The sequence below is a fragment of the Streptomyces sp. P9-A4 genome (assembly GCF_036634195.1).
GTDB lineage: Bacteria > Actinomycetota > Actinomycetes > Streptomycetales > Streptomycetaceae > Streptomyces.
Map to the genome: position 1 here is coordinate 231,925 of NZ_JAZIFY010000002.1, position 10,586 is coordinate 242,510.

13 protein-coding genes are annotated in these 10,586 nt (G+C 70.6%); 9 read left to right on the forward strand and 4 right to left on the reverse strand.

All coding sequences use genetic code 11. The features are described 5' to 3' along the window. Nucleotides 1-14: 14 nt before the first annotated feature. The 4 genes from V4Y03_RS31750 (at nucleotide 15) to V4Y03_RS31765 (ending at nucleotide 2,932) form a co-directional block, all read left to right on the forward strand. The gene (locus V4Y03_RS31750; RefSeq protein WP_317873112.1) at nucleotides 15-950 is read left to right on the forward strand and encodes an ATP-binding cassette domain-containing protein; all 936 of its coding nucleotides are present in this window, start codon (nucleotides 15-17) and stop codon (nucleotides 948-950) included. After that, nucleotides 947-1,774, forward strand: coding sequence for an ABC transporter permease (locus tag V4Y03_RS31755; RefSeq protein WP_332437465.1), 828 nt, complete (start codon nucleotides 947-949; stop codon nucleotides 1,772-1,774). The genes V4Y03_RS31750 and V4Y03_RS31755 overlap by 4 nt, the downstream gene beginning before the upstream one ends. A 496-nt stretch (nucleotides 1,775-2,270) precedes the next feature. Continuing rightward, on the forward strand, nucleotides 2,271-2,465 hold the full coding sequence (locus V4Y03_RS31760; protein ID WP_332437466.1) for a hypothetical protein: 195 nt from the start codon (nucleotides 2,271-2,273) through the stop codon (nucleotides 2,463-2,465). Between the two features lie 26 nt (nucleotides 2,466-2,491). Then, complete coding sequence (locus V4Y03_RS31765) at nucleotides 2,492-2,932, forward strand: CBS domain-containing protein (RefSeq protein WP_332437467.1); 441 nt, start codon at nucleotides 2,492-2,494, stop codon at nucleotides 2,930-2,932. Between the two features lie 291 nt (nucleotides 2,933-3,223). Here the strand turns inward: V4Y03_RS31765 and V4Y03_RS31770 are convergent, their stop codons facing one another. Next, nucleotides 3,224-4,114, reverse strand: coding sequence for a UbiA family prenyltransferase (locus V4Y03_RS31770; RefSeq protein WP_332437468.1), 891 nt, complete (start codon nucleotides 4,112-4,114; stop codon nucleotides 3,224-3,226). 79 nt (nucleotides 4,115-4,193) lie between these two features. On the opposite strand from V4Y03_RS31770, the gene V4Y03_RS31775 reads away from it, so the two are divergent. The 5 genes from V4Y03_RS31775 (at nucleotide 4,194) to V4Y03_RS31795 (ending at nucleotide 8,543) form a co-directional block, all read left to right on the forward strand. Beyond that, entirely contained in the window at nucleotides 4,194-5,258 is a 1,065-nt protein-coding gene (locus V4Y03_RS31775; protein WP_332437469.1) for a type III polyketide synthase, read from the forward strand. A gap of 6 nt (nucleotides 5,259-5,264) precedes the next feature. After that, nucleotides 5,265-5,786 carry an isoprenylcysteine carboxyl methyltransferase family protein gene (locus tag V4Y03_RS31780; protein WP_332437471.1) on the forward strand — a complete coding sequence of 174 codons (522 nt, stop codon included), beginning with the start codon at nucleotides 5,265-5,267 and terminating at the stop codon, nucleotides 5,784-5,786. Next, nucleotides 5,783-6,796, forward strand: coding sequence for an NAD(P)/FAD-dependent oxidoreductase (locus V4Y03_RS31785; protein WP_332437472.1), 1,014 nt, complete (start codon nucleotides 5,783-5,785; stop codon nucleotides 6,794-6,796). The genes V4Y03_RS31780 and V4Y03_RS31785 overlap by 4 nt, the downstream gene beginning before the upstream one ends. A 314-nt stretch (nucleotides 6,797-7,110) precedes the next feature. After that, complete coding sequence (locus V4Y03_RS31790) at nucleotides 7,111-7,686, forward strand: DUF6529 family protein (RefSeq protein ID WP_332437473.1); 576 nt, start codon at nucleotides 7,111-7,113, stop codon at nucleotides 7,684-7,686. Between the two features lie 266 nt (nucleotides 7,687-7,952). Then, nucleotides 7,953-8,543 (forward strand): COG4315 family predicted lipoprotein, encoded by a 591-nt coding sequence (locus tag V4Y03_RS31795; RefSeq protein ID WP_332437474.1) that lies wholly within the window; start codon nucleotides 7,953-7,955, stop codon nucleotides 8,541-8,543. 162 nt (nucleotides 8,544-8,705) lie between these two features. Here the strand turns inward: V4Y03_RS31795 and V4Y03_RS31800 are convergent, their stop codons facing one another. From V4Y03_RS31800 to V4Y03_RS31810, 3 genes are all read right to left on the reverse strand, one after another. Beyond that, the gene (locus V4Y03_RS31800) at nucleotides 8,706-8,906 is read right to left on the reverse strand and encodes a hypothetical protein (RefSeq protein WP_332437475.1); all 201 of its coding nucleotides are present in this window, start codon (nucleotides 8,904-8,906) and stop codon (nucleotides 8,706-8,708) included. A gap of 91 nt (nucleotides 8,907-8,997) precedes the next feature. After that, a complete protein-coding gene (locus V4Y03_RS31805) occupies nucleotides 8,998-9,363 on the reverse strand; it encodes a UBP-type zinc finger domain-containing protein (protein ID WP_332437476.1) in 366 nt (121 codons plus the stop codon). 36 nt (nucleotides 9,364-9,399) lie between these two features. Further along, a complete protein-coding gene (locus V4Y03_RS31810) occupies nucleotides 9,400-10,404 on the reverse strand; it encodes a LysR substrate-binding domain-containing protein (protein ID WP_332437477.1) in 1,005 nt (334 codons plus the stop codon). Nucleotides 10,405-10,586 lie beyond the last annotated feature (182 nt).

Sequence of the window (10,586 nt, forward strand, 5' to 3'; positions counted from 1 at the left end):
CGGAAGGTGAGCCGGTGGACCAGGCAGCGATCAGCGTGACCGGTCTGGGCAAGCGATTCGGGACGGTGACGGCACTGGAATCAGTGGACTTCGATGTCCGGCCCGGTACGGTGTTCGGCCTCCTGGGACCCAACGGCGCGGGCAAGAGCACCGCGATCCGGATCCTGACGACGATCCTGCGCCCCAGCTCGGGCCACGCGGAAGTCCTCGGGCACGACGTGGTCGGCGAGGCGGCGGCCGTGCGGGACCTGATCGGGCTCGCCGGGCAGTACGCGGCGGTGGACAAGAACCTCACCGGCCGGGAGAACCTGCGGATGATCGGACTCCTCACCCACCTGCGGCATTCCCGAATCCGCGCGCGGGCGGCCGAGCTGCTGGAGCGGTTCGACCTCACCACCGCGGGCGACCGCCCGGCGCGGACCTATTCCGGCGGTATGCGACGACGTCTGGACGTCGCCGCCGCGCTCGTCCCCGACCCGCCGGTCCTCTTCCTGGACGAGCCCACCACGGGCCTCGATCCCCACAGCCGCAACGCCCTGTGGGACATGATCCGTGAACTCGTCGATGACGGAACGACCGTCCTTCTGACCACGCAGTACCTGGAGGAGGCCGATCGCCTCGCGGAGCGGGTGGTCGTCATCGACCGAGGCAGGGTGATCGCCGACGACACCCCTGCCCTTCTCAAGGCGCGCCTGGGCGGCACCGTCATCGAGTTCGCCATGGGGGAGGCGGCGCGCGCCACGTCGGCGGTCGAACTGCTGCGGGGACACTTCGCCGGTTCACCCCGTGCCGAGGGACCGCGGGTCCGCCTGACCTCAGCCGACGGATCCCGCCAACTGCTGGACGTGCTGCGACTGCTCGAGGCGCACGGCCTGGTTCCCCACAGCGTCTCCGTACGGGAAGCCAGCCTCGACGACGTGTTCCTCCAGCTGACCGGCGGACGCCCATGACCCGCTCGGCCACCGAACTCGCGCGGCGCCCCGCACCGCTCGTCCCCTTCGGGACGCGATGCGCGCGGGCCGCCCAGGACGGCCTGACCGTCGCCTGGCGGAACCTGATCGCCCTGCGACGCGTACCGCGACTGCTGGTGTTCTCCACCATCCAGCCGCTGGTCTTCGTGCTGATGTTCCGGTACGTCTTCGGCGGCGTCGTCACCCCGTCCCTTCACGGAGTCAGCTACGTCGACTTCCTGATCCCGGGCATCTTCGTGCAAACGGCGGTCTTCGGGGCGATGAACACGGCCATCGGCCTGGCCACCGACATGCAGACCGGTCTGATGGAGCGATTCCGGTCGCTGCCGATGGCCCGGTCGGCGGTGCTCGTGGGGCGCACCACCGCGGACCTCGTGCGCAACGTCTTCGTGGTCTCGCTGATGACGGGGGTGGGGTTCGCCATCGGGTTCCGCATTCACGCGGGCGTGCCGGCTCTTCTGGGCGGCATCGTGCTGGTGCTCGCCTTCGGTTTCGCGATGTCCTGGATCTTCGCGGTGGTCGGCATGGCGGTGGGGGACCCGGAATCCGCTCAGGCCGCCGCGTTCCCCGTGCTGGCCCCCCTGGTCTTCGCCTCCGCGGCGTTCGTCCCGGTCAGCACCATGCCCGGATGGCTGCAGACCTTCGCACAACACCAGCCGGTGTCGCAGACGGCCGAAGCCGTCCGGATCCTGGTTCTCGGAGGGCCGGCCGCACATGCCGTCTGGCAGGCGCTCGCCTGGGACGCGGCCATCGTCCTGGCATTCGCACCACTGGGCGTCCGGCTCTACCGCAAGGCCGTGTGATCCCCGGCGAGACGGGAAGCGCCCAGAGCTGCCCGGCGATGGCGTCCGCCCGGGTCCCGACCGCCGTCCGGTCCCCCTCGTCTCCCTCGCGACACCCGAGCGGACCAAAGAGCACGGCCCCCGTGCGGCCGGGCATCCGCGCCGGCCGCACACCCGTCCGGCGCCGATGCTCCCGGGGACGGAGGACGTCGACGAGGGCGGCGGCACGCGGCATCGGACCCACCGCGTTCCAGAGGCGTGCCACGTCGTGGCAGCCCGCATGCGCGACAGGACGCCATGGGGTACTTCTCGGAGAGGAGAGCGGTGTGGTTCAGCGGTCAGGTGCCGACGCCCGCGTGTACGTCCATCCCGGCGTCGTACGAGACCGCCATGACACGGACGCTGACGCCCGTACGGCACCGGACCTCCGGTCTTGCGCCGCCCTCGTCCCGATCCGGACGAGCGCCCTCTCCCCCTCGCGCAAGAATTCGTCACCCGCAAGGAAGGGAAACCTGTCGTGACCGAGGACAACGCCCCGAGCGAGCACGAGAGACTGCGCGTCCTGGAGGCCCAGGTGCAGGTACTGGCTCAGGCCGTCAGAGCACTGGCCGACGGCCTGACGGAGATTCCCTCGGAGGACCCCGACAGGGAGAAACAGGCGGCCCGCGGGGCCCGGCTGGCCCATGAGCTCCTGCTCTCCGAAGGGCTGTAGGCCGGCGGATGAAGGTCTCCGAGTCGATGAGCCGTCCGGCTGTGTCCGTCCCGACGGAGACGCTCGTCGGGCAGGTCGCCCGGGAGATGGCCGAGTACGAGGTCGGCTCCGTGCTCGTCACAGAGGGCGGCACACTCCGTGGCATCGTCACCGATCGGGACCTCGCGGTGCGCGCTCTCGCCCGAGGCCTGGACGCGGACGAGCGGGTGGACGCGGTGATGACCTCGCCCGTGATCACGGTGAGCGTCACCGACGACATCCATGTGGTCTACCGGACCTTCCGTACGTCCGGGTTCCGACGCCTGCCCGTCCTCGACGGTCACCGGATCGTGGGCATCCTGACCGTGGACGACATGCTCATCGATGTCTTCCAGCGGCTGGCCGATCTGCTCGGCCCGGTCGCCTGGAGCGTCCTTGAGGAACCACACGGGCTTCCCTCGGCCGACGCGGACCCGGAGGAGACCTGAGCGACCCCGTCCGCCGGTGTCCTGGCGGTCATCCCGTCGGCCGATCGCATCGGTCATCCCGGTCGGTCGCACAGGGATACCGTGGGACTCCGGTTCGTCGCAAAGGTGCTCGCCGCCGGCCGTCCTCGAACTCCACGACCACCGAGGTCGCTCTGCTCCAGCTGTATGTGGTCCTCCTCCTGCTCTGCGCGGCCAGGGTGGTGCACGAGGCCGCAGCGATCAGCCTGGGAGTAGCCGCGGTCACCGCACCCCGGGCCGGATCGGTCACGTGACCGCCGCGTGCGCACCTTGTCAGGTGAGAGCGGCGCCGCGCAGCAGGAGCAGGGCGACGTCGAGGGCAGCCAGGGCGAGGGTGGCCAGGAAGGGCAGCCGGCTGTGCGGATCGGAGCCGGTCGGCAACGCGACGGCAAGCGCCAGCGCGCCGGTGACGGCGAGGGAGACCCAGCCAACGGTGCCAATCCGCTCGCTCGGTCCCAGGATAAGAACGACCGCCCCGGCGAGCAGCAAGCCAGCGGCCAGGAACCTCGCGCGTAGCGGCCCGAGGCGCTGAGGCAGGCCGCGAACGCCTGTCCGCAGATCCCCGTCGATGTCAGGCAGGACGTTGGTGACGTGGGCGCCCATACCGAGCAGTGCGCCGGCCGCCACTGCCCATCCCGCGGGCCGGGGGTGGCCGGGCGATGCGAGGGTGACGAAGGCGGGGAGCAGCCCGAAGGCCACGGCGTAGGGCAGCCAGGAGAGCACCGTGCGCTTGATGCCCAGGTTGTACGACCAGGCCGCAGCGACCCCGACCAGGTGGGCCGTACCGGCTGCGAGGCCGTTCGCCAGCGACAGTGGGACGCACAGCGCGAGCGCGCACCCGGCGGCGACGGCCACGGTCCGCGGGTGCGCCGCGCCGGTCACGAGCGGCTTGTCGCTCCGGCCGGTGGCGAGATCCCGGCTCAGATCGACACGGTCGTTGCACCAGCCCACGGACAGCTGCCCGGTGAGCACCGCCGAGGCCACCAGTGCGCTTCCCGCCACGCTCCGCCCCGAGGTGGCGGCCAGTGCGGTGATCACGACGGTGACGGCGATCGACGGGGCAGCGTGGGAGGCGGCCAGCAGCCCCCGGACCGGCCCGCCCTGTCTGAGAGGCGATGCTACGGCCGCGGCTTCGCGCGCCCGCTGGGCTCTGGCGGTGTACACGTCCCCATGCTAGATCGAGCAAACCGCCGAATCCCGGTCATTTTGTGATGAATAGTCAGGTCGAACCTATTCTGGCCCGATGACCAGAATCGCGGCTGTCCACGGGGTGCTCCCGTCGCACCGGTACGAACAGGGCGAGATCGCAGAAGCCCTGGCGGCGATGTACCTGCCACAGGACTCGGAGCGTGGTGTCCTGGAGCGGCTGCACGCCACCTCCACGGTCGGCACCCGTCACTTGGTCCTGCCGCTGGAGCGCTACCGGGAGCTGAGCAGTTTCGGGCAGGCCAACGACCTGTTCATCGAAGCCGGGCTGCGGCTCGCCGAGCAGGCACTGACCGGCGCCCTGGCGGCGGCCGGGCTGGCGGCCCAGGACGTCGACCTGGTGATCTCCACCTCCGTGACGGGCATCGCCGCGCCCTCGTTGGAGGCCCGGCTGGCCGGGCGCGTGGGCCTGCGGCCGGACGTGAAGCGCGTGCCGATCTTCGGTCTCGGCTGTGTCGCAGGTGCCGCCGGCCTGGCCAGGCTGCACGACTACCTTCAGGGCCATCCCGAGCAGGTCGCGGTCCTGCTCTCGGTCGAGCTCTGCTCGCTCACCCTGCAACGCACCGACACCTCCGTACAGAACATGGTGGCCGGTGCGCTCTTCGGGGACGGCGCCGCAGCGCTGGTGGCCGTCGGCCGTGAGCACCCACGCCGCCAGGAGTACGCGGGCCCGCAGGTGCTGGCCACCCGCAGCCGGCTGTACCCGGGCACCGAACGCGCGCTGGGCTGGGACATCGGCGACACCGGCTTCAAAATCGTGCTCGGCGCCGAACTGCCCGAACTGGTCCGCCTGCACGTCGGCGAGGACGTCCGGTCCTTCCTCGCCGAGCACGACCTGAAGCCGCCGGACATCACCGGCTGGGTCGCCCATCCGGGCGGGCCCAAGGTCCTGGACGCCCTGCGCGAGACACTCGGACTGGACGGCGCCGCACTTGAGCTGACCCGACGTTCGCTGGCCGAGGTCGGCAACCTCTCCTCGGCCTCCGTGCTGCACATCCTGCGCGACACCCTCGCCCAGCGCCCGCCGGAGCACGGCAGCCCTGGCCTGCTCCTCGCCATGGGGCCCGGCTTCTGCTCCGAACTCGTCCTGCTGCGCTGGTAGGCCCGCGTGCTCCCCTACACCCTGCTGATCCTCCTGGTCGCCGGCGAACGCCTCGCCGAACTCGTCGTCGCGCAACGCAACGCCACCTGGAGCCGGGCGCGCGGCGGCGTCGAGTACGGCCGCGGCCACTACCCCGTGATGGTCCTGCTCCACACCGGCCTGCTGGTCGGCTGCCTGGCCGAGGTCCACCTCGCCCACCGCTCGTTTCTGCCCGCCCTCGGCTGGCTCATGCTCGCCCTGGCGCTGGGCGCCCAGGCCCTGCGCTGGTGGTGCATCGGCACACTGGGGCCACGCTGGAACACCCGAGTCATCGTGGTGCCCGGCCTGCCGCTGGTCACCAGGGGGCCCTACCGGCTGCTCAGCCATCCCAACTACCTCGCCGTCGTAGCCGAAGGGGTCGCCCTGCCCCTCGTCCACAGCGCCTGGCTCACCGCGACCGCCTTCACCCTGCTCAACCTGCCGCTTCTCGCCACCCGACTGCGCTGCGAGAACACCGCCCTGACCCGCTGCGCCCCGGTGCCGGCGTGATCGACCTGCTGATCGCCGGCGGCGGACCCGCCGGTCTCGCCACCGCGATCCACGCCGCCACGGCCGGACTGGAGGTGGTGATCGTCGAACCGCGACCGACTCCGATCGACAAGGCATGCGGCGAGGGCCTGATGCCCGGGGGCGTCCGTGCCCTGGCCGAGCTGGGCATCACGGCGGCCGGGCAACCACTGCGCGGCATCCGCTATCTGGACGGCCACCGGCTCGCCGAGGGGCGTTTCCGGCACGGTACGGGCCTGGGCGTGCGGCGGACCGCTCTGCACGCGGCGCTTTCCCGACGAGCGGCGGAACTCGGGATCCCGGTCCTGTCGCTGAAGGTCGGCACCGTCCGGCAGGACGCCCGAAGCGTCACCGCTGCCGGTCTCACCGCCCGGTACCTGGCCGCCGCGGACGGCCTGCACTCCCCCATCAGACGGCAGCTGGGCCTCGAACTCCCCGACCCGCGAGCACCCCGGCACGGGCTGAGGCGGCACTTCGCGGTGGCGCCCTGGACGGACTGCGTCGAGGTGCACTGGTCCGCGCTCGGCGAGGCATACGTCACCCCACTGGGCCCGGACTTGATCGGCGTGGCCGTCCTGACCGGCGAGCGAATGCCGTTCGACGCACTGCTGACGGCGTTCCCCGCGGTCCTCCGCCGCCTTCCCGCTCGGGCCGCCTCCGCCGTCCGCGGTGCCGGACCGATGCGCCGACGGGTCCGGGCCAGAGTGGCCGGGCGGGTCCTGCTTGTCGGTGACGCCGCCGGCTACATCGACGCGCTCACCGGCGAGGGCATCTCCCTCGCACTCGCCGGCGCCGCACACCTGGTGCGCTGTGTACGCGCCGACCGGCCGCAGGAGTACGAGCAGGCATGGCGACGCACCACCCGACGCCACCGCCTGCTCACCGAGGCGCTGCTCCGGATCCGCGCCAGCCCCTTGTTGGCCCCGCGGATCGTCCCGCTGGCCACCCGCGCTCCCACGGCATTCACCGCCCTGGTCAACCACCTCAGCTGACTGTGACGGCTCCGGCCGCCCGACAGGCGCACGAGCGACAGGCCGGCCGCGTCCCGGAACAACCGCTCCAGGTCGCCGCCGCCAACACAGGTCGGGCCCGTCGGCTATTCGGCGTCGCCCTCAGAACAATTGACTTCCGGCCCCGCACCGATTGAAAAGCGGTCCGGCACGCGTTGCAGGTTCGCGCCGCATTCGCGTTGTATAACTGACTTACCGTCAAAAAGCATCCAGGCAGAAGGCGAGTTCCGCCCGAGCCGAGTTCGCGTGCTCAGGGCGGCCACCGCGCGCACAGACTGTTGGATGGAGGGCCCGTCGTGAACGGGAAAGCGAAGCGAAACACCCACCAGATCACCACGCTGGCCACGGCGGTGGGTCTGGCCGGCGCCGTGACGCTGGCCTTGTTCCTGATCGGCCGCAACGTGACGCCGGATTATGCGGCCGGGCTGTTCGGACAGCACCTGACCGACGCAGTTCGACTCAAAGCCCGGCTGGCCACGGTGATCCTCGGCCTGGCGGTCGTCCAGCTCGTGCTCGCACTGTGGATGTATCGTCGACTTCCAGGCACCGCGAGGGAATCGACAGTTCCGGCAGCTGTCCCACGCACGCACCGGGTGATCGGGGCACTGGCGTTTCTGGGCACCCTCCCCATCACCGCCCACTGCATTCAGACCTACGGAGTCGAGCTCACCCCTGTTCGCGCCGCGATCCACTCCCTGTCCGCATGCTTCTTCTACGGGGCGTTCGCGGCCAAGGTGGTGTTCGTCCGCTCTCGGCGATTGGCGGGCTGGATGCTGCCGCTAGCGGGCGGCACGCTGGTGGTGACTGTTGTTGTCGTCTGGTACACAAGCGCGTTGTGGTTCTTCGACGGCTTCCACGTGCCAGGTTTCTGAATTCGAATGCCCGCGGACCCTTCGGTGTGATCAGGATCCAGCCGATTGGGTCCGGGCCGTATCACTGTCCTCCCACGCCGATGTCAACGGACCTCGCAGTGAGGGCAGTCGGGCGCATTTGCTGCCTCTTGGTCACCCGCACGAGTGAAGGTCGCCGCGGGGCGGATCGCCTGGGGGAGCGGGTCGGGCATCGGTACGTAACGTGCTTCGGAGAGTCGCCGTCGGCGATCCGTGCCACCGCATCCCCCAGGGCCAAGAGGTCTGTCATGAATCGTGTCATCACCCTTGCTGTCGGTATGGCCGCCGTTGCGGTCTGTGTCTCCGGATGCAGCAGTTCCAGTACCACGTCTTCATCGACCCCGAATCCGAGCGCCAGCACCCCGACGACCACCGCAGGCTCCGCCTCCGCCGCTGCCAGCAGTAGCGCCTCCGCATCGACCGGCAGCGCCGCCACGGTGAAGACGGCGAGTTCGCCGCTGGGTCAGATCCTGGTCGACGGCTCCGGCAGGACGTTGTATCTGTTCAAGGCCGATACCGGGACGACCTCGACCTGCAACGGCGCCTGTGCGCAGGCTTGGCCGCCGCTGACCACGACCGGGACACCTCACATCAGTGGGCTGTCCTCGTCCTTGGTCGCGACGACCGCCCGATCGGACAACTCGACCCAGGTGACCTTCAACGGCCACCCGCTCTACTACTTCGCCGAGGACAAGAAGCCCGGAGAAACCAACGGTCAGGATGTCAGCGCCTTCGGCAATTCGTGGTACGTGGTCAGCCCCAGTGGTGACGCGGTCACCAGCGAGGCCTCTGCGTCGGCTTCACCGTCGGCCAGCTCCAAGAGCGGCAACGGCTACTGAGCAGGGTCGGGGACCGGCGTACTGACTGATGCTCCGTCCGAGACGCCATCAACCGGTTTGGCCGGCACCATCCGTCGAGACATGTCGATCGGTTCCCTACTTCTCGGGGACACCGGAACGCCCCGGCCGGAATCTGGGCTCCGGCCGGGGCGAGGGGCGTCGTCAGACGCTCCAGATCTCCTTCATCGTGTCCACTTCGCCCTGGGCGTTCAGCGTGACCTCGTAGACGTTGCCGTAGCAGCCGTAGGGCTCTTCCACCTTGGGGTAGTCGTCGGTGGGAGCTCCGATCTCCTGGGCATGGCAGCGGTCGATATGCAGCGCCAGCTGCTCGCCCCGGATGAGAGAGCTCAGTGACGTGATCATGATTGATCGACGGAGCTTTCTACACCACGGCGTTGTTGAAAGGCCAATCGACGGGGCACGGTGCGATCCGCTCCGCTCCCCGACAGCGCGGCTAGCGCGGCGTCCGCCCTGGCTGCCCCAGCCGGTTCTCGGTGCGGCGAACGAGGAACACCTCGTCGGTGAAGCACCAGGCCCAGTCCTCGTCCGGAGCGAGTGAGCGAACGACCGGATGTCCGCTGAGGACGTGGTGGTCGTACGCGTGCGTGCCCCGGGAACTGTCACAGCACCCGACATGTCCGCAGGTCGCACACCACCGCAGCCGCACCCAGGTCCAGCCGCGCGCCTCACACTCCGGGCAGACGGCCGGCCCGGCCGGCAGTGGCGCGTCGGACCCTGCGAGGAGGTCCAGGTGCGTGCAGGGACGCCCGTACGGCCGACCACCGTCGGGCGCGACCACCCATCCGCCGTCACCTGCCATCCGCCCGCCTCTCCCTCGTCAGACCGCCTCCGGTCCTCAGGCCGAACCGTCCGTACATGATGCGTTCGGCGCGAGGGGCCGTGACAGATGCACCCCCTGGGCTTCCGGCGGCCCGCAGAGGGTCTCGCGCAGCAGGGCCGCTTCGCGGTCGAGGTGGTGCAGCAGGGCCTGCAGGGCCGGGGTGCGGGTGCGGTGCGCCGCCTCCGTGGTACCCACCGTGCGCCCCACCGAGGGGAGTTCGACCGGCAGAGCGGCGAGGTGTTCGTCGGCGCGCAGGACCAGCTCGGGGAGCAGCGCGACCATGTCCGTCTGGAGCAGCAGCGCCCGCATGGTCAGGATCGACGTGCACTCGACCCGGTCCGCGGGCAGGGCGAGGCCCCGGTCCGCGAAGAGGGCGCCGAGCTCCTGACGCAGGGCGGTCTGTTCGACCGGGAGGATCCACGGGAAGGCGAGGGTGTCCGTGAGCGTGACGTCGGAGGCCTCCGAGAGCGGGTGGCCGGACCGGACGGCGAGCCGGATGCGTTCCCGGTACAGCCGCCGCTGGCGCAGTCCGTCCCCCTCCTTGGGGGCCGGTCCCACCCGGCCGACGATGACGTCCAGTTCGCCTGCCAGCAGTGCCGGATGGAGGACGTCCGGTGTCCCCTCCCGTACGACGACGGTGACCCGGGGCCGTTCCCGCTTGAGCTGGGCGACGGCACGGGGCAGCAGCACGTTGGTGCCCGCGAGGAGCGCGCCGACGGTCACCGTTCCCTCCCGGCCCTGGCGCAGCCCGGTGAGGTGTTCCCCGGCCCGCCGCATCTCGGCGATCACCGCGCGGGCGTGCTCGGCGAGTGCCTCTCCGTAGAGCGTCGTCCGCATGCCGCGCGGCATGCGGACGAAGAGCGGCAGGTCGGCGATGCCCTCCAGTTCGCGGAGGGTGCGGGTGGCGGCGGGCTGGGTGAGGTGGAGGGTCTCGGCCGCCCGGCCCACGCTGCCGTGGTCGACGATCGCGACAAGGAGGGTGAGGTGCCGGAACTTCAGCCGGCCGTCCAGGAGATCCATCGCCGGGGACTCCTTCCGTTTCCGTGAGCGGTCGGACGCTCGGGCCGATCGTACGGTCAGGCCGGTCAGGCCGGTCAGGCCGGTCAGGCCAGCCGTGCCGCCGTCGGGCCCGCCGGATTCCCTCATACCCGAATCGGTATGAGTCCAGCGCCTTTTGGCATTGGTTCGGTATGGCTCGGTGG